24 protein-coding genes are annotated in these 22,414 nt (G+C 70.0%); 7 read left to right on the forward strand and 17 right to left on the reverse strand.

Annotation, left to right across the window (positions count from 1 at the left end):
• Window positions 1-7 precede the first annotated feature (7 nt).
• Both F0U63_RS08480 and F0U63_RS08485 read right to left on the reverse strand, forming a co-directional pair.
• Complete coding sequence (locus F0U63_RS08480) at window positions 8-493, reverse strand: GNAT family N-acetyltransferase (protein WP_395845378.1); 486 nt, start codon at window positions 491-493, stop codon at window positions 8-10.
• A gap of 41 nt (window positions 494-534) precedes the next feature.
• Window positions 535-1,296 (reverse strand): alpha/beta fold hydrolase, encoded by a 762-nt coding sequence (locus F0U63_RS08485; RefSeq protein ID WP_395845379.1) that lies wholly within the window; start codon window positions 1,294-1,296, stop codon window positions 535-537.
• Between the two features lie 107 nt (window positions 1,297-1,403).
• Between F0U63_RS08485 and F0U63_RS08490 the strand changes: the two genes are divergently transcribed.
• From F0U63_RS08490 to F0U63_RS08500, 3 genes are read left to right on the forward strand one after another with little or no spacing between them, the layout of a single operon-like run.
• Window positions 1,404-1,574: a sigma factor gene (locus F0U63_RS08490; protein ID WP_395845380.1), complete on the forward strand. Its 171-nt coding sequence runs from the start codon at window positions 1,404-1,406 to the stop codon at window positions 1,572-1,574.
• Window positions 1,575-1,586: 12 nt separating this feature from the next.
• Window positions 1,587-1,913, forward strand: a complete 327-nt coding sequence (locus tag F0U63_RS08495; protein WP_395848339.1) for an RNA polymerase sigma factor — start codon at window positions 1,587-1,589, stop codon at window positions 1,911-1,913.
• Window positions 1,910-2,665: an anti-sigma factor family protein gene (locus tag F0U63_RS08500; protein WP_395845381.1), complete on the forward strand. Its 756-nt coding sequence runs from the start codon at window positions 1,910-1,912 to the stop codon at window positions 2,663-2,665. Before F0U63_RS08495 ends, F0U63_RS08500 begins: the two co-directional genes overlap by 4 nt.
• On the opposite strand, the gene F0U63_RS08505 is transcribed toward F0U63_RS08500, so the two are convergent.
• Together F0U63_RS08505 and F0U63_RS08510 are read right to left on the reverse strand one after the other, a co-directional pair.
• On the reverse strand, window positions 2,587-3,615 hold the full coding sequence (locus F0U63_RS08505) for an alpha/beta fold hydrolase (RefSeq protein WP_395845382.1): 1,029 nt from the start codon (window positions 3,613-3,615) through the stop codon (window positions 2,587-2,589). The two genes, F0U63_RS08500 and F0U63_RS08505, sit on opposite strands and share 79 nt — an antisense overlap.
• Complete coding sequence (locus F0U63_RS08510) at window positions 3,612-4,670, reverse strand: alkene reductase (protein ID WP_395845383.1); 1,059 nt, start codon at window positions 4,668-4,670, stop codon at window positions 3,612-3,614. The genes F0U63_RS08505 and F0U63_RS08510 overlap by 4 nt, the downstream gene beginning before the upstream one ends.
• A gap of 123 nt (window positions 4,671-4,793) precedes the next feature.
• On the opposite strand from F0U63_RS08510, the gene F0U63_RS08515 reads away from it, so the two are divergent.
• On the forward strand, window positions 4,794-5,696 hold the full coding sequence (locus tag F0U63_RS08515; RefSeq protein ID WP_395845384.1) for a LysR family transcriptional regulator: 903 nt from the start codon (window positions 4,794-4,796) through the stop codon (window positions 5,694-5,696).
• A gap of 57 nt (window positions 5,697-5,753) precedes the next feature.
• Here the strand turns inward: F0U63_RS08515 and F0U63_RS08520 are convergent, their stop codons facing one another.
• From F0U63_RS08520 to F0U63_RS08540, 5 genes are read right to left on the reverse strand one after another with little or no spacing between them, the layout of a single operon-like run.
• Window positions 5,754-6,365, reverse strand: coding sequence for a glutathione S-transferase family protein (locus F0U63_RS08520; protein ID WP_395845385.1), 612 nt, complete (start codon window positions 6,363-6,365; stop codon window positions 5,754-5,756).
• A gap of 13 nt (window positions 6,366-6,378) precedes the next feature.
• Window positions 6,379-7,503 (reverse strand): RNA ligase RtcB family protein, encoded by a 1,125-nt coding sequence (locus tag F0U63_RS08525; RefSeq protein WP_395845386.1) that lies wholly within the window; start codon window positions 7,501-7,503, stop codon window positions 6,379-6,381.
• A 54-nt stretch (window positions 7,504-7,557) separates the two neighbouring features.
• The gene (locus F0U63_RS08530) at window positions 7,558-8,022 is read right to left on the reverse strand and encodes a 23S rRNA (pseudouridine(1915)-N(3))-methyltransferase RlmH (protein ID WP_395848340.1); all 465 of its coding nucleotides are present in this window, start codon (window positions 8,020-8,022) and stop codon (window positions 7,558-7,560) included.
• Window positions 8,019-8,552, reverse strand: coding sequence for a ribosome silencing factor (rsfS, locus tag F0U63_RS08535; protein ID WP_395845387.1), 534 nt, complete (start codon window positions 8,550-8,552; stop codon window positions 8,019-8,021). The genes F0U63_RS08530 and rsfS overlap by 4 nt, the downstream gene beginning before the upstream one ends.
• 19 nt (window positions 8,553-8,571) lie before the next feature.
• Window positions 8,572-9,840: a glutamate-5-semialdehyde dehydrogenase gene (locus tag F0U63_RS08540; RefSeq protein ID WP_395845388.1), complete on the reverse strand. Its 1,269-nt coding sequence runs from the start codon at window positions 9,838-9,840 to the stop codon at window positions 8,572-8,574.
• On the opposite strand from F0U63_RS08540, the gene F0U63_RS08545 reads away from it, so the two are divergent.
• A complete protein-coding gene (locus F0U63_RS08545) occupies window positions 9,839-10,177 on the forward strand; it encodes a tetratricopeptide repeat protein (protein ID WP_395845389.1) in 339 nt (112 codons plus the stop codon). The genes F0U63_RS08540 and F0U63_RS08545 overlap by 2 nt on opposite strands.
• 7 nt (window positions 10,178-10,184) lie before the next feature.
• On the opposite strand, the gene F0U63_RS08550 is transcribed toward F0U63_RS08545, so the two are convergent.
• Window positions 10,185-11,237 (reverse strand): hypothetical protein, encoded by a 1,053-nt coding sequence (locus F0U63_RS08550; protein WP_395845390.1) that lies wholly within the window; start codon window positions 11,235-11,237, stop codon window positions 10,185-10,187.
• 104 nt (window positions 11,238-11,341) lie between these two features.
• Between F0U63_RS08550 and F0U63_RS08555 the strand changes: the two genes are divergently transcribed.
• Window positions 11,342-11,881: a hypothetical protein gene (locus F0U63_RS08555; RefSeq protein WP_395845391.1), complete on the forward strand. Its 540-nt coding sequence runs from the start codon at window positions 11,342-11,344 to the stop codon at window positions 11,879-11,881.
• 11 nt (window positions 11,882-11,892) lie between these two features.
• On the opposite strand, the gene F0U63_RS08560 is transcribed toward F0U63_RS08555, so the two are convergent.
• The 4 genes from F0U63_RS08560 to F0U63_RS08575 all read right to left on the reverse strand — a co-directional run bounded on the left by F0U63_RS08560 (window position 11,893) and on the right by F0U63_RS08575 (window position 16,608).
• Window positions 11,893-13,032 (reverse strand): FAD-dependent oxidoreductase, encoded by a 1,140-nt coding sequence (locus F0U63_RS08560; RefSeq protein ID WP_395845392.1) that lies wholly within the window; start codon window positions 13,030-13,032, stop codon window positions 11,893-11,895.
• A gap of 45 nt (window positions 13,033-13,077) precedes the next feature.
• Window positions 13,078-13,761, reverse strand: a complete 684-nt coding sequence (locus tag F0U63_RS08565) for a TetR/AcrR family transcriptional regulator (protein ID WP_395845393.1) — start codon at window positions 13,759-13,761, stop codon at window positions 13,078-13,080.
• A 129-nt stretch (window positions 13,762-13,890) separates the two neighbouring features.
• Window positions 13,891-15,003: a TetR family transcriptional regulator gene (locus F0U63_RS08570; RefSeq protein ID WP_395845394.1), complete on the reverse strand. Its 1,113-nt coding sequence runs from the start codon at window positions 15,001-15,003 to the stop codon at window positions 13,891-13,893.
• Between the two features lie 195 nt (window positions 15,004-15,198).
• Window positions 15,199-16,608 (reverse strand): sigma-54-dependent transcriptional regulator, encoded by a 1,410-nt coding sequence (locus tag F0U63_RS08575; protein ID WP_395845395.1) that lies wholly within the window; start codon window positions 16,606-16,608, stop codon window positions 15,199-15,201.
• A gap of 58 nt (window positions 16,609-16,666) precedes the next feature.
• On the opposite strand from F0U63_RS08575, the gene F0U63_RS08580 reads away from it, so the two are divergent.
• Window positions 16,667-17,239, forward strand: a complete 573-nt coding sequence (locus F0U63_RS08580) for an NUDIX hydrolase (protein WP_395845396.1) — start codon at window positions 16,667-16,669, stop codon at window positions 17,237-17,239.
• Window positions 17,240-17,248: 9 nt separating this feature from the next.
• Here the strand turns inward: F0U63_RS08580 and F0U63_RS08585 are convergent, their stop codons facing one another.
• The 3 genes from F0U63_RS08585 to F0U63_RS08595 are packed head-to-tail and all read right to left on the reverse strand — an operon-like array spanning window position 17,249 to window position 22,235.
• Window positions 17,249-19,705, reverse strand: coding sequence for a PAS domain-containing protein (locus F0U63_RS08585; protein WP_395845397.1), 2,457 nt, complete (start codon window positions 19,703-19,705; stop codon window positions 17,249-17,251).
• Entirely contained in the window at window positions 19,702-20,121 is a 420-nt protein-coding gene (locus tag F0U63_RS08590) for a response regulator (RefSeq protein ID WP_395845398.1), read from the reverse strand. Before F0U63_RS08590 ends, F0U63_RS08585 begins: the two co-directional genes overlap by 4 nt.
• On the reverse strand, window positions 20,121-22,235 hold the full coding sequence (locus F0U63_RS08595; RefSeq protein WP_395845399.1) for a PAS domain-containing protein: 2,115 nt from the start codon (window positions 22,233-22,235) through the stop codon (window positions 20,121-20,123). Before F0U63_RS08595 ends, F0U63_RS08590 begins: the two co-directional genes overlap by 1 nt.
• Window positions 22,236-22,414 lie beyond the last annotated feature (179 nt).

Genomic DNA, 22,414 nt, shown 5'->3' on the forward strand with positions numbered 1-22,414 from the left:
TGTGGGTTCAATCGTCGATTCCGGACTTGTTGGCTGACAGCCCGAGCGTCATGAAGACGCTGTTCGGGTCGAGCACATAGTCGGCGAACGGCGGGCACTCCACGAAGCCATGGCTCTTGTAGAGCGCCCGTGCGGGCCGGAAATAATCCCAGGAGCCCGTTTCCAGGCTGAGGCGCGACATACCGCTGGCCCGTGCGGTCTCGATGATGTGGCGCAACATGGCGCTTCCAGCGCCCCGGCCGCGCATGGATTGCGCCGTATGCATCGACTTGATCTCACCATGCTCCGGTGAGAGCTGCTTCAGCGCGCCGACACCCAGAAGCGTTTCGTCCTCCCAGATCGTCCAGAGGCGGATGTCGGGCGATCGTAGCCCGGTGAGGTCCAAGGCGTGCGCACTGCCCGGTGCTGTCTCCGCCCGGGCTCGTGTGTGATGGATGTGGAGCAGCTCGATGACGCGCGGGTCACCGAGGTCGCCTGGGATGATTCGCATCATGGCTGGCTTCCTATCATCTCACGCGACCTTCTCGCCTTGCTTCAGTCCCCGGCGTGCTTCGCGGCGTCCTCGATCAGCGCCGCGACCTCCTTGGGGTGCGACACGTAGACCGCATGGCTTCCCTTCACCTCGACCTTGTGGCTGTGGGCGCGCGCGGCGTACATCCGTTGCAGCTCGGGATGGATGATCTTGTCCTCCGTCGACACGAGCATCCAACTGGGCTTTGTCTTCCAGGCGGGATTGACGATGGGCGTCGACATCGCCCGGAGCGCGGTGGGCATCTGCGAGCGAGCCATGAACTCGGCCTGCTCGCGCGGCAGGTCCGCGGCGAAGTCCTCATGGAAGCGCGCGGGATCGATGAAGAGGAAACCGTCCGGCGTGGGTGCGATCGCCTTCGAGGCGCCTGGCGTCTTCGCTTTGTTGGAGGCGCCGCTCTCACCCGTGTCCGGCATGTGGGCCGCGATGTAGACGAGCCCGGCGACCCGTGGATCCGTTCCCGCATGGGTGATGACGGTGCCACCGTAGCTGTGACCGACCAGCAGGACCGGGCCTTGCTGGCGGTCGAGAAGACGCTTCGTCGCGGCGACATCGTCTTCCAGCGAGGTCATCGGGTGCTGGAGGATGCTGACGTTGTACCCGTGCTTGATCAGGATGTCGTGAACGGGCTTCCAGCCGGAGCCGTCGACGAAGGCTCCATGAACCAGCACGATGTTCTTCACCGGGGCGGCGAGCACGGGAGAGGAAGCCGCTCCGAGGAGGAGGAAGGCGGCGAAAGCAGAAGCGAGGCGGTTGAGGATCATCATGAGGTGTCCTTTGAAGAGCCCGTGAGACGACGCTCGCGCGCACCTATTCCCCGGCTTTCGGATCGGTGCGGAATAGGGACAGGATCCGGTCGTCTCACGAGCGCCCCATGACCGAGACCGACGAAGCCGAACTCCGTGACTTGATTCCCCGCTTGCGGCGGTTCGCACGGGCCTTGACCCACGATTCCACCGCCGCCGACGACCTCGTGCAGGCGAGCCTCGAGCGCGCGGTGTCGAGATGGAAGAGCCGGCACGAGGCGGGCAGCCTCCAGGCCTAGCTGTTCTCCATTCTGTACCGGCGCTTCCTCGACGAGCGCAAGCGCGCGGGGCGCTTCTCGCGGCTGCTGGACGTGTTCCGGGGTCCCCGGGACGTGGCGCCCTCGGCCGAGGAGGTGGTCATCGCCCGCGCCTCGCTGGAGTCCTTTGGCCGGTTGCCACCCGAGCAGCGGGCGTTGATGCTGCTGGTGGCCGTGGAGGGCTTGAGCTATGGCGAGGCCGCCGAGGCGCTCGGGGTGCCCATCGGGACGGTGATGTCCCGCCTGTCGCGCGCGCGCAAGGCGTTGCGCGAGTTGACGGACAATGATGTGTCTCCTCCTTCTCTCCGGGTGCTGAAATGACGCCGCTCATTCCGACCGAGGACGAACTGCACGCCTATGTCGATGGCCAGTTGGACGATGGCCGGAGGCGGGAAGTCGAGGCCTGGCTCGAGGCCACTCCCGAGTGGGCGGAGACGGTCGCCGCATGGAAGCGCGATGCCGAGCGGCTGCGCGCGGCGCACGCCAATCCCCATGCCCTCCCGCCCGCCCCCCAACTCGAGCCCTCCGCCATCCGCCGCTTGTTGCGTGCCCGGACGCGCCAGCGCGTGGCCCTGGCGGCGGCCCTGGTGCTCACGGCGGGTGTGGGCGCCGTGGGGGGGTGGGTGGCCCGCTCGATGACGATGGCCGCCACGCTCCCACCCATGGAGGACGCGCTCCAGGCCTACCGCCTGTTCGCGATGGACCAGACGCACGCGCTCGAGCTGGACGCGTCGAAGTCCGACGACTTGAAGCTCTGGCTGGTCAGGAACCTGGGCCCCCGGGCTGCGGTACCGGATCTCCAAGCGCACGGCTTCACGCTGCTCGGCGGGCAACTGCTGTCGACCGACGTTGGCGCGGCCGCCCTGCTGCTCTACGAGGCCCGGGACGGGCGGCGTCTCGGCTTCTACATGCGGCCGGGAAGCCGGGTTCCCGGCCGGACGAAGGGGCTGCGTCGGGATGGGGTGCTGCTCACGCATTACTGGTTCCGCGACGGCTACGGCTTCGCCGTCATCAGCCTCTCGGATGATCCGCTCGCGGACGAGGTGAAGAAGGCCCTCGATGCCTCGACGTGATGGGCTCCTTCACCCAGGGCTGAACTGGCCCGGCGAGAGGGGGCGAAGAAGCGAGCGAGTCTCTCCCCGGCCCAGGCCGGATTGTCCTCGGCGAAGGTATGGCCGCTCTGGGGAACGAGTTCCGCCTCGACGTTCTCCGCGACCTGGAACACGCATCCGAGTGTCTGGGCCTGAGGGATGCCCTTGTCGCCGTTCAGTACCAACACGGGCATCTTCAGCTTGGCGCGGAAGGCCGCGCGGTTCTCCCTGCCATCCTCGACCATCGTCTCGTAATGTTTGAAGCCGGCGCGCATGCCACCCGGCGCGAGGTAGTACGGAAGGAAGAGCTTCAGCGCCACGTCTTCCGCGTCCTTGGACGTGGACGCCCATTTCATCGTGGGCAGCAGGTAGGCCACTTCCTTCCCGGCCGTCAGCAGCTCGGCGACATCGACCTGGGCGTGGAAGCCGAAGTGCCAATAGCCGCCCGTTGCCGGGTTCATCAGTTCATCGAGGCCGAAGCCGGGGATGAGGGACTCGGCCAATATCAGCCGGCGGACCTCGTCGGGATGGCGGGACGCGTAGGCATAGGCAACCATCGTGCCGATGTCGGTGCCGACCAGGTTGATGGTGTCGAAGCCGAGCGACTGGACGATCTGCCGCACGTCCTCGGCGACGTTGACCTTCGAGTAACCCGTCTCGGTCTTGTCGGAATCGCCGAGGCCGCGAAGGTCGGGGGCAATGACGGTGAAGCCGGCATCGGCGAGCAGCGGCATCAGCTTGCGCCACGAGGCCCAGGTGTACGGATACCCATGCATGAGCACGATGGCCGGGCCCTTGCCGCCCACCACGTAGTGGATCCGGGTACCGTTCACCTCGGCGTAGCGGTGCGTGAACCCGTCGAGTCCTTTCACCGAGCTGTCCGCCTGGGGAGCGGCCGGAGCCACTCCCCTTGTCATGAGCTGGGTGTTCATGCCGCCTCCATCGTGGGGTAGTCCGTCAGGCCAATTTCGCCCGGCGCGTAGAAGGTCTGAGGGTTGGGATTGTTCAGCGGGGCCCGCCTGGCGAAGCGCCTCGGCAAGTCCGGATTGGCGAGGAACAGCCGGCCATAGGCGACCGCGTCCAGGGTACCCTGGGCGATCGCCTCTTCGCCCTTTTCGCGGTCGAACTCGCCAGCCCCGATCAGTCGGCCCGCGTAGTGCGACCGGATCCACTCCAGCGGGATTCCCGGTCCAGACCCATGGGCGAGATCCTGCGCGGTGACACGGGTCACATCGACCCAGGCGAGACCCAGTGGACGGAGCCGCTCGAGAAGATAGGCGAAGGTCTCCTCCACTCGCGGATCCGGGCCACCCGCGATGGTGGCGCTGGGCGAGAACCTGACTCCGACGCGATCGGCACCGTAGACGTCCGAGACCGCCGCGAGGACTTCCAGCGTCAAGCGTGTGCGGTTCTCGAGGCTCCCCCCGTAGCTGTCCTCGCGACCGTTGGTTCCAGCCCGGAGGAAGCGATCGAGGAGGAAGCCATTTCCGTTGTGGAGCTCGATGGCGTCGAAGCCGGCTTCCCGGGAGGCCCGTGCGCCGTTGACGTACCCCTTCACGATGCCGGCGATTTCGGATGTCGTGAGATCAGCCGGTGTGATCGCTTCCATCATGGCCCAGCCGGGTGGCCGTCCCCGGGCTTCGTCTTCTGTGCGTTCGCGTCCGGTGTGCCAGAGCTGGGCGGCGATCAGGCCGCCCGCGTCGTGCACGGCCTCGACCACCTTGCGCCAGCCATTGACCTGTCTGGCGGTGAAGAGACCGGGCAGTGGTGGGAAGCCAGCGCCGTAGGGAGCGACGGCGGTGGATTCCGTGATGATCAGCCCCGCGCTGGCCCTCTGGGCGTAATACCTCGCGACGAAGTCCGGGGGCGCCAGGTCCGCATCCGCTCGCACGCGGGACATGGGGGACATGATCACCCGGTTGCGCAGTGTCAGCGCGCCAAGGGTGACTGGGGACAGAAGTCTGTCTTGATGAAGGATTGAGGTCATACCGGGTTCCTGTTGCTGGGTTCCTGTTGCCAATCATCTCTAGGTGGATGCCCGGGTTGTTCCAACTGGAAGCGCGGTTGCCAGGTGTGGACATGATGTTCCAGTTCTGGAACGCTCGAGGCCATGTTCGACCTGGACCTGACTGATCTGCGTGCATTCGCGCGCATCGCCGACTTGAAGAGTGTCTCGGCCGCCGCGCGAGCGTTGAACATGCCGAAATCATCTGTCAGCCGTTCGCTCGCCCGGCTGGAGGCCGTCGTGGGCACCGCGCTGGTGGAACGCTCCAATCGCCATGTGCGGCTCACGGACGCGGGCGCGCTGCTGCATCCGCATGCCTTGCGAATCATGAACGACGTCGACGAGGCCGAGACGGCGCTGGGGGGCTTCGTCGGCGTACCGCGCGGCACCCTGCGGGTGAGCGCGCCGCTCTCGTACGTCCACACCCTGATCGCGCCGATGCTGCCCGCGTTCCTCGCGAGCTACCCCGAGGTCCGGGTGGTGCTCGACCTCAACCATCGCAACGTCGATATGATCGCCCAGGAGATCGACGTGGCGATCCGTATGGGTTCACTCGTCGATTCCGGGCTCGTCGCACGCCGTCTGCCATCACTGGAGATGTGGCTTTGCGCCAGTCCCTCCTATCTCAAGGCACGGGGGACGCCCACCACGGTCGCGGACCTCGCGGGCCACGATTTCATGGACAGGATCGACGGGACGACGGAGTGGACGTTCGATACCCCCGGTCGTGGAAAAGAGCACATCGCCATCTACCCCCGTTCGGTTTGCCCGGAACCCGCGGTCGGGTTGGTGATGCTGATGGGCGGAGCGGGCATTGGCAGGCTCCCACGCTTCATGGCCGAGAAAGCGATTGCCGCTGGCGAACTGGTGCGGGTGCTCCCCCAGACGAGACCGGACACGACCGAGGTCAATGCCCTGTACCCGAGCCATCGAAGCCTCTCGGCCAAGGTGCGGGTCTTCATCGACGCGCTCGCGGCCCACCTCGGAGGCAAGAAGCCTCGAGGATGAGGACGGGCCCCTTCACCCCGGGGTCAATGCGTCACCGCCGCGAGCACCATTGCTCTCTCAGGCCACCGGGTCGCGCAGGCGCAGGTGGCGCGGCTGAGCCTGCACCCGCTCGAACCAGGCGCGGATGGCCCGGTAGCGTCCCAGCTCGAAGCGGCCCTCGTCCGCCACGTGCGTATAGGCATACAACGCGATGTCCGCGAGGCTGTAGGTGTCTCCGGCGAAGAAGGGACGCTTCTTGAGCTCGCCCTCCATCACGTCCAGCGCGGCGTAGCCCTTGTGGATGCGCTCCTCCAACTCCTGCTCCTTGCCCGCGGGAATCCCGAAGAGGGAGACCCACGCGCGAGCCACGGCGATGTAGGGCTCGTGGCTGTACTGCTCGAAGAACATCCACTGCAGCATCCGCGCCCGCTCCAGCTTGTCCGAGGGGATGAAGGGCGTGCCCTCGGCGAAGTACCAGAGGATGGCATTGGACTCGGCGAGGAACACGCCCGGCTCCAGCTCCACGGTGGGCAGCTTGGCGACGGGATTCTTCGTCTTGAATTCCGGCGTGCGCGTCTGCCCGGCGGCGATGTCCACCTCCTCCGTCTCGAAGGGAATGGCGAGCTGGTGCAGCAGCAGGCGGACCTTGTAGCAATTACCCGAGGGCTGGGACTGGTAGAGCTTGATCATGGCGGGCGTGAGCCTACTCCCGCCGGCTCCGGGTCTTGTAGGTCAGGAGCGGCGCGAGCGTGGCCACCACACGCACGAGTCCAGCATCGACCAGATCGCCCACCACGCGATCGATGGCCTTGTACGCGGGAGGGGCCTCCTCGAAGAGCAGGTCGCGGTCCTCGCACACGACGTGGCTCTTGAAGGAGGTGCGCAGGAGCGCATCGGGGGTGAAGCGCTCGCGCAGGCGCTCGCGGGCATGGGTGCGCGTCCACTTGCGGCCCGCCCCGTGCGCGAGGCTGTGGGCATGGTCCTCGCCGTCCCCCAGCGGCAGCACCAGATAGCTCAGCGCGCCACGGCTGCCGGGAATCACCACCGGCCCCTGATCCGAGGGCGCCGCGCCCTTGCGGTGCAGCCAGCCCCGTCCGCCCTGCCAAGTCTTGGGCGTGACGCTGTTATGGCACACATCCAGCACCCGCCGCCCCGCCGCGCCCACGCCCCGCATCACCCGCTCGGCGATGGCGGCGCGATTGGCCCGCGCCCAGCCCACCGCCTGATCATGCCGCGCGAGGTAGGTGCGCGCCTCGGCCGACTCCTCCGCGAGGCTTCCCGCGCCATGCCGGTCCACGTGCGCGCGCAGGATGTGTTCCCCCAGGCCCCGTGAGCCCGAGTGCACCAGCAGCAGCAGTTGGTTCATCTCCAGCTTCAGCGCCTGGAAGGCCTTCGCGTCGTGCACCGCCTCCACCCGCTGCACCTCGGCGAAGTGGTTGCCGCCGCCCACGGTGCCGAGTGAGGCCTCGAAGCCGCAGGGCCTGACGCCCGCGTCCGCGAGCATCGCCTCCGCGTCGCCCTCCCAGGGGCCCTCCAGGTCCAGCCGCGCGGCCCAGCGCTCCGGCTTCGCCTTGCGCGCGGGCAGGTCCAACGCCCACAGCCCCATGCCGCACCCGATGTCGTTGCCCACCAGGAAGGGATAGAAGACGCCTTGCGAGGTGAACGCGGCGCCCACCGGAGCTCCCTTGCCCGGGTGCAGGTCTGGCAGGCCCACCGCGGAGCGCATGCCGGGAAGCCGCGCGGCGGCCTCGAGTTGACGCAGGGCTTCTCCCTCCACCCACGACTGGGGCGAGGCGATGACACGGACGCGGGGAAGGGTGGAGTTCATGCCGCCCCTGGACGCGCGCGGCACGCGCCGTCTGACGTGCCGGGCCGGGGCGGGCTACTTGTGGTACGGCTCGCCCTTGAGGAGCGTGAAGGCGCGGTAGAGCTGCTCCACCAGCACCACGCGCGCCAGGCGGTGAGGCAGCGTCATCTTCGACAGCGAGAGCACGAGGTCGGCCGACTGCCGCACCCGATCGTCCAGGCCCTCGTCCCCCCCAATGACGAGGAGGAGATCCTTCGCGCCATCCCGGGCCCGGCCCACGTAGCGGCTGAACTCCACCGAGTCGAGCAGCTTGCCCCGCTCGTCGAGCGCCACCAGCAAGTCTTGCGGCTTCCTGCGCGCGAGCAGGGCGTCGGCCTCGAGCGCGCGGGCGTCCGTGGCCTTGCCCTTCTTTCCACCGGCCTCGGGTAGCTCCACCAGCTCGAAGCGGGTGTAGTGGGCCAGGCGCGAGGCGTATTCCTGGACCGCGGGCTCATAGAGGCCCGAGCGATCCCTGCCCACCGAGACGAGCCGGACCTTCAGGCCACCTTCTCCCGGCGCGCGTCGGCCCAGATGCCCTCGAGGTCATAGTGGGCGCGCATCTCCGAATAGAAGATGTGGGCGACCACCTCGCCGAAGTCCAGGAGCACCCACTGGCCGGTGTCCATGCCCTCGTGGCCCACGGGGCGCAGGCCCTCGCTCTCCTTGAGCTTGACGAGCACGTGCTCGGCCATGGAGGACACCTGCCGGTCGCTCTCGCCCGAGGCCACCACGACGTAGTCGGCGTAGGACGTCATGCCGCGCACGTCGAGGATGACGATGTCCACGGCCTTCTTGTCCGACAGCAGGTTGGCGATCTTGCGCGCGAGCGCATGGGCGCGTGGGTTCTCCGCGATGGCCGGAGCCGCCGCCGCCGGCGCGGGCGCCTTCTTCTTGCGGACGGACGGCTTCTTGCGCACGGCCAGCTTCTTCGCCGTCGTCTTCTTCGCGGCCGTCTTCTTGCGGGCGGCGGGCGTCTTCGTCGCGCTCTTCTTCTTCGCCGCCGGCTTCTTCGTCGTCTTCTTGGTCGCCATACGTGTCTGGGCGCGCACCCTAGCGCACCTGGCCCTGTCCGTGGATGACGTACTTTTGAGTCGTCAATTCTCTCAGGCCCATGGGTCCAAAGGCGTGCAGTCGGCTGGTGGAAACCCCGATTTCCGCCCCCAGGCCCAGCTCGCTCCCGTCGTTGAAGCGCGTGGAGGCGTTCCAGATCACCCCACTCGCCAGGACCTCCCGGATGAAGCGCCCGGCCACCCCGGCGTCCGCTGTGACGATGGCCTCGGTGTGCTCACTGCCATAGCGGGCGATGTGCTCCATCGCCTCCTCCAGCCCGTCCACCACCCGGACGGCGAGGATGAGGTCCAGGTACTCCTGGCCCCAGTCCTCCTGGGTCGCGGGCCGCGCCGCCACGTCGGCCTGCTCCAGGACACCTCTGGAGGCCGCGTCCGCGCGCAGCTCCACGCCCCGCGCCACCAGCTCCCGGCCCACCTGGGGCAGGAAGCGCTCGGCGATGGCCCGGTCCACCAGCAGACACTCGGCGGCGTTGCACACCCCCGGACGGCTCGCCTTGGCGTTGAGCACGATGCGCGTGGCCATCTCCAGGTCCGCCGCGGCGTGCACGTACACGTGGCAGACGCCCTTGTAGTGCTTCACCACGGGAATGCGCGCGTTCTCCGCCACGAAGCGGATGAGGCTCTCGCCGCCCCGGGGAATGCACAGGTCGATGAGGCCGTCGAGCTTGAGCAGCTCCAGCATCGTCTCGCGCTCGCCCGGAGGCACCGGCTGGATGCTCGCGGCCGGCAGCCCCGCCTCGGTGAGCCCCGCCGCCAGCGCCGCCGCGATGGCCGCGTTGGAGCGCGCCGCCTCGCTGCCCCCGCGCAAGAGCGCCGCGTTGCCGCTCTTGAGGCACAGCGCCGCCGCGTCACTCGTCACGTTGGGCCGGGCCTCGTAGATCATCAGCACCACCCCCAGCGGCAGCCGCACCTTGCTCACGTGCAGGCCGTTGGGCCGGTCCCACTCCTCCGCCCGCTCGCCCACCGGATCCTTCAGGCTCGCCACCTCCTCCACCGCCCGCGCCATGGCCTCCACCCGTCCGGCGTCCAGCAGGAGCCGGTCCAGGAAGGCCGAGGGTCTGTCCGCGGCGCGCGCGGCGGCCAGGTCCTCCGCGTTGGCGGCCAGGAGCGCGGGCAGGGCGGCGCGCAGATGACGGGCCATGGCACGAAGGGCCTCGTCCTTCTGGGCGGTGGGGGCGGAGGCCAGTACGCGCGAGGCCTTGCGGGCGGCCTCGGCGAGGGAGCGCACGTCTTGCTTGGCAACGGACATGCCTCTCTTCTATCACCCCTCCATGAGCGACGCCCGGTTGGAGCAGTTCAAGAAGATGGCCGCCCAGTTCCCCGATGCCCCCATGGCGCACTTCTCCCTGGGCAAGGCCCTGCTGGAGGCGCGCCGCTACGCCGAGGCGGCCGAGGCCCTGGAGACCGCCGTCCGGCTGGATCCCCAGTACGCCGCCGCCCTGGTGTCCCTGGGGGACGCCTACTCCGGAGCGGGGCAGACGTCCCGGGCGCGCGAGGTGCTCACCCGCGCCCGCGACACGGCGCTCGCCCAGAGCCACGCGAGCCTCGCCGAGGAGATCGACGAGCGGCTGGCCGGGCTGGAGTGAGCGGGCGTCAGGGCCGCCAGGTCAGGCCCACGCCCACCACGGGGCGGAAGTAGAACAGGCCCGACCTGGGCATCCGGCTGCTGCCATAGAAGGCCGAGGACAGCTCCACGTCGAGCCAATCGTTCAGGGGCCGCACCAGCCGCACGGACAGCATGTTCTGCGCCTCGTCCTCCTCGAGCAGGGTGATCTCCGGCGAGAGGTAGACGCCATCCGGGTAGAGGTTGAGCCCTACCGCGCCCTGGGCCAGCAGCGTCAGCTTCCAGGGCAGGCGCATTCCCAGGGTGGCGCTCAGCCGGTGGCGGTGCACCGACTCGCCGAAGCTGTTGGAGTTGTTCTCCGCGTAGGAGTACGCGAGCCCCAGCGTCAGGGGGCCCTTGTAGGTGTAGCCCACGCTCGCGAGCAGGGCCGTGTCCGCGCGCCCATCCGTCAGCCGCGGGGGCTCGGCCGGGGGCAGGCGCGCGAACGAGTCGTAGCGGCGCGCGCCGTACTCTCCGGTGAGGCTGAAGGCATGGCGGCGGTCGAGCCGGTAGCGCGCGAGCACTCCCAGCTCGGGGCCGCCGAAGTTCGCGGCGGAGTCCGGGCGGTAGAGGAAGCGGTGGGCGCCCAGGCGCAGGCGCAGGGCGAGCCGCGCGTCCGGGACGTACTCGGCGAAGGCCGAGGCCGCCAGGTCCGTGTACTCCCGGCCTCCCCCTCGCCGGTCCTTGGCGCGTCCCTCCACGCCCAGGCCGAGCAACTCGCCCAGCGCGTGCGAGCCCTCCAGCGCGGCGGCCTGCACGAGCGTGTTCTCCTGGGTGTAGCCGAGGTAGGCGCGAGCGCCCCCGTCGTAGCGGCCCACGAGCTGCCAGCGCTCGGCGGTGTAGCGGCCCTCGGCCGAGGCGAGCAGGCCGAACACCCCGTCCGAGGTGTCGCGGGAGATGCCCCGTTGGGAGAAGTCCCGCGGCGCGTTGCCATCCCACAGCAACCGGCCCGTCACGCGCAGGCGTCCCTCCACGTCGGCGGCCCGCGCACCACCGGCCCGCGCCACGACCAGCACCAGGAGCGTGGAGAGGATGTGTTTCAAGTGGGCGCACCATACTCCGGGCCAAGCCCGCCCTGTCCACGAGAGCAGCGGCCTCCACGGGGGCTCGGTGACGTCTCCCCGGCGGGCCGGTAGATTCCCGCCCCATGCGCCCCCCTTTCGTGCTCCCCATGTGTGCCCTGCTCGCGCTCGTGGCCTGCGCGCCCCCCTCCTACGTCGCCAATCTCAAGGGCGAGACGACCATTCCCGCCGCTCCCCCGAGCGACACCGATACCCCGCTCGATGCCTTCCCGGCCTTTGGCAGCTTCACCAACCTCGACTTCAACCGGAACCAGGACTTCCAGAACCAGGACATCACCAAGGATCGCGTGACGTCCGCGCGGATCCATTCCTTCCAGCTCAAGGTGCTCGCGCCCGCGGACCAGGACTTCTCCTTCCTGGACACCGTGGAGTGCTACGCGCGCTCGGGAGATCGGGAGGTCCGGGTGGCGTACAAGCAGAACATCTCCTCGCTGAACTTGAGTGCGCCCAATCCCGTGCTGTTCCTGGAGCTGACGCACGCGGAGCTGCAGCCCTTCCTCGCCGCTCCGTCCATGAGCCTGCTCGTACGGGGCAAGGGCCGCATGCCGTCACGCGAGGTGCGCCTGCAGGCCGACGTGACGCTGGACGTGCTCGTGGGGCGGTGAGTCCGCGCGGCTCACGCGCTCATCACGGCGTACCGGGCCATCATGTCCAACAAGCCCTGGGGGGCGTCGGGCTTGAAGAGCGTGATGAGGTTGGCGGCGGACTCGGCGGCCGACTTCTCGCTCCGGGGGAACAGCTCCCGCTCGTACGCCGCCAGCGCTGCTTCCACGTCGCCGGGGTGGGCGAGGAGTGCCCGTCCGAGTTCGGCACCGTCGAGCATGGCCAGGTTGGCACCCTCCCCGGCGAAGGGCGACATCAGGTGGGCGGCGTCGCCGAGCAGGGTGACTCCCGGTGTCCGGGGCCAGCGATGCCCGACCGGCAGGGCGTGGATGGGCCGGGGCACGAGGTGGTCGTCGGCGTCGGAGATCAGCGCGAGCAGCGATTCGTCCCAGCCGGCGAAGTGCTCCAGCAGGTGGGCCTTGATGGCGGCCGGGTCGGTGACGTCGAGGGACGCCGCCCAGCCGGCCGGCTTCATCAGCGCGATGTAGACGTGCAGCTCGCCCCTGCCTCCACGGTGGGCGATCATTCCCTGGTGCGCGCCCAGCGCGAACATCGAACCTCGGCCCACGAGGGTGGCGCTGGCGGGATGCCGGGTGTCGGCCTCGCTCAGGTGGGCCTCGATGAAGGACAGTCCCGAGTAGACCGGCACGGCCGCCGAGACCAGGGGGCGGACCTTCGACCAGGCTCCGTCGGCGCCGATCAGCAGATCGCTGTCGACCACGTCCCCGTTGCCCAGGGTCAGTTGGTGCCGGCCGTCGCCGAGCGCGCGGATGGCGGTGACCTTGGATCCCCAGCGCACCATTCCCTCGGGCAGGGAGGACAGCAGCAGGTCGCGCAGCGCGCCGCGCTCGATCTCCGGCCGGCCACCTTCCCCCTGCTCGTCCAGGCGCACGGTCGCGTTCTTGTCCAGGACGCGCAGATCCTCGCCGCCAGGTTGGGTGAGCGGCAGGAACCGCTCGAACAGCCCGGCCTCGCGCAGGGCTCGCTGCCCGGAGTCCTCGTGGATGTCCAGCATTCCGCCCTGGGGGCGGGCCGTGGGTGAGGCGTCGAGATCGTAGATCGTGGCGTGGATTCCGGAGCGGGCCAGGACGCGGGCAAGGGTCAATCCGCCCAGTCCGGCTCCGACGATGGTGATCGAGGGGGTCGCGGTCATGGTTTGGTTTCTTCGTGGGGGTGGGTCGGGTCGTGGGGAGGAACGTCAGCGCCGCGGTCTGGGGGTGCGCGGGAGCCCGTTGAGCAGGACGTCGAAGCCCCAGGTGAGGCGGTCGGAGCCGGTGCCGGACAACAGATCGTCACCGAGCGCGGCGATACGTGGGTGGCTGGTGGCCGAGACGGTGCGCAACGCGGCGGCCAGGGTGTTGAACTCGTCTTCTCCACTCGCTTCCCCATCGGGGGCGCCGTGCTCGACCGCCGTGCTCGTGGCGTACAGCAGGAGCAGGTCGACGCCCCAGGCCGCCTGGCCGTCGGGAACGCCACCCTCGGCGAGGAGGGCGAGCAGCTTCTCCAGCAGCGCCAGGTAGTGCGGTCCCGAGGGCCGGGACACCATCGCGGAGCGGGCGAGGCTCGGCTGCTCGAGCAACACCTGGGTGTAGGAGCGCAGCACCCCGATGAGCCGGGTCCTCCAGTCGCCGTCCCCGCCTCCGAGGTCGACGGTGCCCAGCAACTCATCCAGCACGCCGGCGTGTAGCTCGGCGACGTTGCGGAAGTAGACGTAGAGCGACGCCGCGCCGGTATCCAGCTCGGTGGCCAGCCGGCGCATCGTCAGCCGCTCCAGTCCCTCCTCGCGGACCACGTCCAGTGCGGCACTCACGATGGCGTGGCGGGTGAGCGCCGGCTTCGCTGGGCGCTCGCGGCGACTGGTGCGCGGTGGGGTCGAACTCATGCCCCCAATCTAACGAACATGTTCGTCACGAACAAGTACTTAACGAACATGTTCGTTGATGGGGGCGTTGGAGCCGGAGCGGGCCGGCCACGAACCGAGGTCCGGGGTTCCTGGTGGCGGGAGGATGAGCTAGCGCAGCTCGCGCGCGCGGCGTTCCAGCGAGTCCGCGCGTGAGCCCAGCTCCCGAGCGAGCGACTCGAGCCGAGCGGCTTCCTGCTCCAGGCCCCGGACATCCTCCGGGAAGTCACTGGCGAGGACCTGGGCGCGCACCGTGCCCACCTGCGGGCGGCTGTCGATGGCCTGCGGGCGGGTGGGGGGAGCCCCGTTGTTGTAGTTGTAGGGGTCGCCCGAGTTGCCGGGGCCGCTCGGAGGGCCAGGGGTCGAGTCCCCAGGGGTGTCCGGGCTGCTGCCTGGCAGCGCCGGGGGCGGGATTCCCGCCGACCCATTTCCCCCGGCAGGGGCTTCGTCCCTCGTCACGAGGGCCGGGCTCCCGGTGCGCGGGGTGGCGCTCACCGAGATGTTCTTCGTGGTGGAGTCCATGCTCAAGCGCAGGCGCCGGTCCTGCTCGTCGAACATGGACTCCTCGCCGAGGAAGTCGCTCATGCGCCGCTCCAGCTCCCGCTCCTCGCGCACCTCGGTGAGGCGGGTGCGCAGTGCCTGGAGCCGCTGGTTCACCTTGTCCTCGGTGTCACGCAGCGCGTCCGCCTGCTCCAGCAGATCCTCGGCGTCATCGCTCGTGGCCGCCTCGGGCAACGCCGGTACTTGGGAGGGGGGCAGCGCGGTGCGCACCGCATCACGCTCGGCGCGCAGGGTGCGCATGCGCTCGAGCAGTCCGGCCCGCGCCCGCCGGTCGCTCGTGGCGTCCCAGGCCGCGCGCACCCGGTCGAGCTCCGCGGAGAGCGCCGTGTGCAACGCCAGGTGGCGCCGCTCCGCCTCGGACTCGGCCCCGGCGAGCGACTGGGCCAGCCCCGTGAGCTGTCCGGACAGCTCCTGCGAGCGTTGCAGCGCCTGCTCCAGCTCCGAGCCCGCCACCAGCCGGCCCTTCTGCCCGGTCTTGAGCTGCTCGATGCGTCCGGCCAGGGTGTTCAACTCCGCGCGCAGCACCTGCTGTTGCTCGCGCAGCTCGCGCACCCGGGCGCGCGCTTCCTGGGCCTGCGTCCGCGGCGTGTCCAGGCCCGAGGCCGCCCATACGGGGGCTCCCGGCACGAGACACAGCCACAGGGCGAGCAGGACGCGCTTCATCACCCGATTCCTATCAGCAAGACGGATGCCAGGGCCACTGCACGGCGAGGCGAGCCGTTTCCCGTTCAACCCGCGTGGTTCCAGGGGGTTCGGCCAGGCGGGACGGGCGGGGCCGGGGCGCCGTCCCGTGGAAATCCGCCAGGGGAGGCCGGGGGCGATGGATTTTCGAGGGGAGGGGCCCGCCGGCGCCCCGCGTCAGGACTCCTCGGGACGCTCACCCTTGGAGATGAAACCGTACTTCTCCAGCTTGTAGTACAGCGCGGACGTCTTGATGCCGAGCAGCCGGGCCGTCTCCGTCTTCACGCCGCCGGCCTTCTCGTAGGCGCGGGCGATGAGCTGGCGCTCCAGGTCCTCGAGGATGTCGGGCAGTGGCCGGTCGCCGGTGGGCACGGGCAGGCCCGCGTCGGCGCGCGGGGGGAGCTGGGAGAGGTGGGCCGGCAGGTCCGTGGCGGCCAGTGTCTCCCCCTCGGCGAAGACGAGCGACTGCTCGATGACGTTCTCCAGCTCGCGCACGTTGCCCGGCCAGGCGTAGCGGGTGAGCGCGCGCAGGGCGCTGTCCTCCAGGCCCCGCACGCGCTTGTTCACCCGTGGCCCATGCCGGGTCACGAAGTGCCGCGCGAGCGTGGGGATGTCCTCGGGCCGCTCGCGCAGCGGCGGCAGCATCAGGGGGACGATGTGCAGCCGGTAGTAGAGATCCTCTCGGAAGCGGCCCGCCTTCACCTCGGCCTGGAGGTCGCGGTGGGTGGCGCTCACCACGCGCACGTCCACCTTGAGCGTCTCCTCGCCGCCCACGCGCTGCAGCTCCTTCTCCTGCAGCACGCGCAAGAGCTTCGTCTGCACGGAGGCGGGGATTTCTCCAATCTCGTCGAGGAAGAGCGTGCCGCCGTCGGCGAGCTCGAAGCGGCCGAGCTTGCGCTTGATGGCGCCGGTGAAGGCTCCGCGCTCGTGGCCGAACAGCTCGCTCTCCAGGAGCGTCTCGGCCAGGGCCGCGCAGTGCACGACGACGAAGGGCCCGTCCTTGCGGGGCGAGCACTGGTGGAGCATGCGCGCCACGAGCTCCTTGCCCGTGCCGGACTCGCCGCGCACGAGCACGGTGGCGTCGGTGGCGGCCGCCTTGCGCACCTGCGCGACGAGCCGCTGCATGGGCTCGCTGTCACCCACGAGCAGGCCGCCGCTGGCGCGCGCGGCGTCGGACTCGAGCGCCTCGGTGCGGGCCGACAGCTTCTCCACCTGGCGGCGGGTGGCCGACAGCTCCAGGCCCTTGTCCACCTTGGCGCGCAGCACGTCCGGGGTGAAGGGCTTGGTGATGAAGTCGTAGGCGCCCTGCTGCATGGCCTGCACGGCCGTCTCGATGGTGCCGAAGGCGGTGACGACCATGACGACGGCGGCCGCGTCGTGGGCCTTGAGGGTGCGCGTGACGGCGATGCCGTCCATGCCATCCATCTTCAAGTCCGTGACGACGAGATCGAACGGCGTCTTCTTGTAGGCGGCGACGCCATCCGTCCCCGAGCGCGCGGCGGTCACCACGTGGCCGGAGCGGGTGAGGGTGACCGCCATGCCCTCTCGAAGGGTGTCGTGGTCGTCGATGACGAGGATTCGGGCCATGGAGGCGAACCTATATCGTCCTGGCACTCGGGATCGAAGTGGGCACAATGCGCCCCCCATGAATGCCTCCCTGGATTCCCTGCGCGCCCTGCTGTCCCACCACGTTCCCGCGGACGAGCGGGAGCGCGAGGACCTGGAGCGCATGCGCCGCTTCGCCGAGGAGCTGGAGCAGCCCTTCTCCCGCGCCCAGCCGCGGGCGCACTTCACCGGGAGCGCCGTGGTGGTGGACCCTGCGGGAGCGCGGGTGGTGCTGCTGCTGCACGGCAAGCTCAAGCGCTGGCTGCAACCCGGTGGACACGCGGAGGAGGCGGACGCGGGCCGCATGGAGGACTCGGCGCTGCGCGAGGCGCGGGAGGAGACGGGTTGCCGCGTGGTGCTCCATCCGCGCGCTCCCCGCCCGCTGGACGTGGACGTGCACACCATTCCCGCGCGCAAGGACGAAGCGGAGCACCAGCACCTGGACGTGCGCTACCTCGTGGTGGCGGAGAACCCGGAGGCGCTGGTGCATGATCCCAACGAGTCCACGGGCGCGCAGTGGTTGACGTGGGACGAGGCGCTCGCGCGGGTGGGCGAGGACGCGCCGCTGCGGCGCCTGCTGGAGAAGGCCCGGGCGGTGGCGCGCGCGCAGTGAGCCCCCCGCTCAACCGCTGAAGGGGCGGCCCGACACTCCCGGTAGGGGCGGAGGGGTCTGGGGGCCGCGTGGCAGCCGCACGGCGAAGCGCGTGCCCTCGCCCTCGCGCGAGGTCACCTGGATGCGGCCTCCGTGGGCCAGCACGAGCTGCCGGGTGATGTAGAGGCCGAGCCCCACGCTGCCCGCGCCACTGCCCGCGTGACGCCCCCGGCGGAAGGGCTCGAACAGCTCCGGCAGGTACGCGGGATCGATGGGCGTCCCCTCGTTGTGCACCTCGATGACGACCGTGGAGGGCTCGCCCTGGCAGCGCACGCGCACCGGGGTGTGCGCGGGGCTGTGCTGCAACGCGTTGCCCACCAGGTTGCCGAGCACCTGCGCGAGCCGGTCTCCATCCCAGTCGCCCGCGCCCTCGCCCTCCTGGCTCATCTCCACCTCGCGCTCCGGGTGGCTCGCGGCGAGCTCCTCCACCACGCCGCGCGTCAGCTCGAAGAGATCCATCTGCTTGCGCTCCACGGGGATGCCGCCGCCGAGCCGCGCCTGGCTGAAGTCCAGCAGATCTCGGATGAGGCGGGTGGAGCGGTCCGTGGCGGTGATGATGCGGGTGAGGCTCTTGCTCTGCCGCTCGTCCAGCCCCTCGCGCGCGAGCAGGGTGGAGGCGGAGATGCGGATGACGCTCAGGGGGTTGCGCAAATCATGGCTGACGATGCCGAGGATCTGCCGCTCGAACTCGGCGAGCTGGCGCGCCTCGGCCTCCTGCTGCTTCTGCACGGTGATGTCCACGCAGGCGCCCGTCATGTAGAGCGGCCGCCCGCCCGCGTCCACGAACGTCTTGCCCTTGCAGTTGAGCCAGTGCAGGCGCTCGTCCGGCCACACCACGCGGAAGTCCATGTCGAAGTCCGCGCCCTCGCGCGCGCACGCCTCGCTGCGCCGCCGCGCCTCGTCGCGCTCCTCGGGGTGCAGGAGCGACAGGAAGTCCTCGATGCTCTGCACCGTGCGCCCCGGCGGCAGCCCGAAGAGCTGATCCAGGTTCTCGTCCCACTCCAGGGCCCCGGTGCGCAGGTCCCAGCGGAAGGTGCCGGTGCTGCTCGCCCACAGGGCCGCGCGCAGCCGCTCGTCGCGCTCCTGGAGCGTGGCCTCCATGCGCTCGCGCTCGGCGAGCACGTGGCGCAGCTGCGTCTCACTGGCCTCGGCGGCGGCGCGCGCCTGCTGCGCGGCCTCGTAGAGCCGGGCGCGCTCGAGCGCCTGGGCCCCCTGCCGCGCCAGGGCGAGGAAGAAGTCCTGCTCGTCCTGGGGCAGCACGCGCCGGCGCGTGAAGTCCACCACCAGGGCGCCCATGACGCCGCGGCTGCCGCGCAGGGGGATGACCGCCGAGGCCTCGAAGGGCAGTCCCTGCCGGGCGAGCAGCGGATAGCGCCGGTCCCGCTCCTCGCGCGTGGAGTAGGTGACGAGCCGATCCTGGCGCACCGCCTCGGCCACCGGCACGGCGGTGTCGAGCGTGAGGCGCTCCAGGCCCCGGGCCAGCTCGCGCGCCTGGGGCGAGGGGCCCACGACCTCGAGCGACTGGTTGTCCTCGGACACGAGCCACACCGCGCCCGCCTGGGCGTCCATGGCCACGAGTCCCTGGGTGACGATGACGTCGAGCACCTGGCGCGGGGCGAGCGCCTCGGAGAGCGCGGCGGTGACGGCCTGGAGCCGGGAGATACGCTCCTGGGCCCGCCGCTGGCCGTCGATGTTCGCGTTGGTGCCGAACCAGCGCAGCACCCGTCCCCGGGAGTCGCGCATGGGGTGGGCCCGGATGAGGTGCCAGTGGTCGCCGCCCTCGGGGCCCCGCAGGCGGCTCTCCACCTCGAAGGGCTCGCCCGTGTTCAGGCTGCGCTGCCACAGCTCGTTCAGGCGCGGCAGATCGTCCGGGTGCACCGCCTCCATCCATCGCGAGGGGTTGGCCTCGGGCACCGCCATGGTCTCCAAGCCCCGGCGGCTGAGGTAGTCCACCTGCCCGTCCGGGCGGCTCGTCCAGATGGTGTGGGGCAGCACCTCGGCGAGCGTGCGGTACTGCTGCTGGGCCTCGTGCAGCCGCAGCGCCTGGCGCAGCAGGTGCGCGAGCCGCTCGGCGGTGAGCGACGACTTGCCGAGGTAGTCGGTGGCGCCCGCCTTCATCAGCTCCACGGCCGTCTGCTCGTCCCCCTGGCCGGTGAGCATGATGATGGGGGTTTCCACCAGCGCGGCGCGCGCCTTGCGCAGCACCTGCAGCCCGTCCTGGCCCGGCATCTGGAAGTCGAGCAGGGCACAGTCGAAGGATTGCTGCAGCAGCGCCGCGAGCGCGGACGCACCGTCGGCCACCTCGACGAGCTGCGCGCTCAGTCCCGCCTTGAGCAGGGCGCGCCGCACCGCGAGCCTGTCCACCTCGTCGTCATCCGCCACCAGCAGGCGCAGCCGTTGCTCCTCCATGTGCCCCTCGGCTCTCACGGCAACTCCACTCGGACCCAGTATGCGTTGAGCGCGCTCATCAACTCCACGAAAGCTGGGGAGGTGACGGGCTTGAGGAGATAGCCAGCGACATGGTGGGCGTAGCTTTGCACCCGGTCCCGGTCATCGTTGGATGTGGTGAGCACCACCACAGGGGTGCTGGACAGGTCTGGGTCCGCGCGGATGGCGCGCAGGAACTCCAGGCCATTCATGCGCGGCATGTTGAGATCCAACAGGATGAGCCGGTTGGTCGACGGCACCCGGCCCTCGTGCAGCATGTCCAGCGCCTGCTTGCCGTCGCTCGCGACGTAGAGGGCGCTCTGGATGTTGCTCTTCTTGAAGGCGCGCTGGACGTTCATCACGTCCACCGAGTCGTCATCCACCAGGAGGATGTTGAGCATCTTCAGGGGCAGCATCACCTTCCCTCATCCGGCATGTGGCCGGGCCAGGTGAAGAGGAAGGTGGCACCCTGCCCCGGCGTGGAGCGCAGCCAGGCACGTCCGCCGCGCGCCTCCACGCTCTTCTTCACCACCGACAGCCCGATTCCCGTGTTCTCCACTTCGTCCCTCGCCCGGAGTGTCTGGAAGAGGCCCCAGATGCGCTCATGGTACTCCGGTGCGATTCCCGGCCCGTTGTCTTCCACGGAGAATTCCCAGAAGCCTTCCGCCGGGCGCACGCCCACGCGGATGCGCGGCTCGGCCCCCTGCGCGTGCTTGAGGGCGTTGCTCAGCAGGTTGAGGAACACCTGCTGCAGGGGCACGCGCTCGGTGCGCATCGTGGGCATGCCCGGCGCCACCTCGATCTGCGTGCTCTCGGGAGGCGCGAGCAGCTCCACGCACTCCATGATGAGCCGCCCCACGTCCACCCGCTCCGGCCGCCCGCGCATCCTTCCCGCGCGGCTGTAGTCGAGGATGCCGTTGATGAGCGCCTCCATGCGCTGCACGCGCCCGCGCAACAGCCGCATCTGCTCGCGCGTCTCCGCGGTCATCACCTCCTGCAGGTCGTCCTCTATCCACTGCGACAGGTTGGCGATGCCGCGCAGGGGCGCCTTCAGGTCATGGCTGGCCACGTAGGCGAATTGATCCAGATCCTGGTTGCTGCGCTCCAGCGCGGCGATGAGGCGCTCGCGCTCGGCCTCGGCGCGCTTGCGCTCGGTGATGTCGAGCACCACGGTGGCCACGCCCAGCGTGCTGCCCTCCGCCGAGCGCACGGGCGCGTAGCGCGCCAGCCACGCCCGCTCCTCGCCATTGGGCAGCCGCGTGGTGGACTCCACCGTCTGCGTCTCTCCCGTCTCGAGCGCCTTGACGAGCGACTTGACCACGAGCGTCGCCCCGGGGCCCTGCGTGGAGATGGCCTCGGAGAAGGCCGGGTCATCCGTGGACAGGCGGTTGATGTCGCGCAGGGTGCGGTTGACGCGCACGAAGCACAGCATCCGGTCGAAGAGCGCGATGCCGGCGGGGGCGGCGTCGAGCAGCGTGTCGAGCATCGCGCGGGCCTGCTCGGCGAGGTAGCGCTCGTGCTGGGCGCGGCTCACGGCCTCCTGGCTCTCGCGGTACAGGCGCGCGTTGTCCAGCGCGAGCGCGGCCCGGCGCGCGAACTCCTCGGCCAGGGGCAGGTCCGCGGCGGAGAAGCTCCGGGTGCCGCTGGCCTGCACGAGGGTGATGGCGCCCAGCGTCCGCCCATGCACCACCAGGGGAACGATGATGGAGGAGCGCAGGCCGAGCTCACTCAGCAGGCGCAGCTCGTCCGGAGTGCGCACCAGGCTGGCGAGCAGCTCGTCGGAGACCAGCTCCAGCAGCTCCGACTCCCCGGTGCGGATGACCTGGCCCACCCCCGGCGAGGTGCTCTGGAGGTCCGCCGGCGCCTTGCGCGCCAGCTCCCACGCCAGGGTCTCCTTGGCCGGGTCGATGTGGGTCACCGCCGCGCGCTCCACGCCCTCGTCCGCTCCCACCAGGTCCACCGTGCACCAGTCCGCCAGCCGCGGCACGGCCAGGCGGGTGAAGTTGCGCAGGGTCTCTTCCGGATCCAACGTGACCGCCAGCAGGGAGCTCGCCTCGGCCAGGAAGCTGTGGACGTCCGAGGTGCGCTTCTGGTCGTCGATGTCGGTACAGGTGCCGAACCAGCGGATGACGCGGCCCTGCGGGTCCTGCACGGGGATGGCGCGGGCGAGGAACCAGCGCCAGACGCCGTCCAGCCGGCGGCAGCGCGACTCGGCCTCGAAGGGCTCGCCCGTGGTGAGGCTGTGGCGCCAGCGCTGCTCGTACTCCAGCAGATCATCGGGGTGGAAGGCACGCATCCAGGCGTCCCCGCGGGACTCCTCGGCGGACATGCCCGTGTACTGGAACCAGCGCCGGTTGAGGTAGTCCTGGACGCCATCGGCCCGGGCCGTCCAGACGATCTGCGGCAGGGCCTCGGCGAGCAGCCGGAATTGCTCCCGCTCGGTATCCAGCCGCTGCTCCTGGCCCCCGCCCCCGAAGAGCGCGTGCAGGGCGCCGGGCGAGGAGAGATCGTTATCCGATGGCAGGGACACGAGGAGGAGGCCTCCGCTGGGTTGAGGAGATGGTTTTCACCGAGCAGCCACCCACCTATTGCCTGTCCGGCCCCCCTTGGATCCTTCTTTACAACCTCTGGTGGGGGGGTGGTCGTCGCGTGGGACAGGCTGTCGTCCGCGCAACAGGTCCTTTCCCTACTTCATTTCCTCTCTGGATG

The organism is Cystobacter fuscus (assembly GCF_044360685.1).
Classification (GTDB): Bacteria; Myxococcota; Myxococcia; order Myxococcales; family Myxococcaceae; genus Cystobacter; species Cystobacter fuscus_C.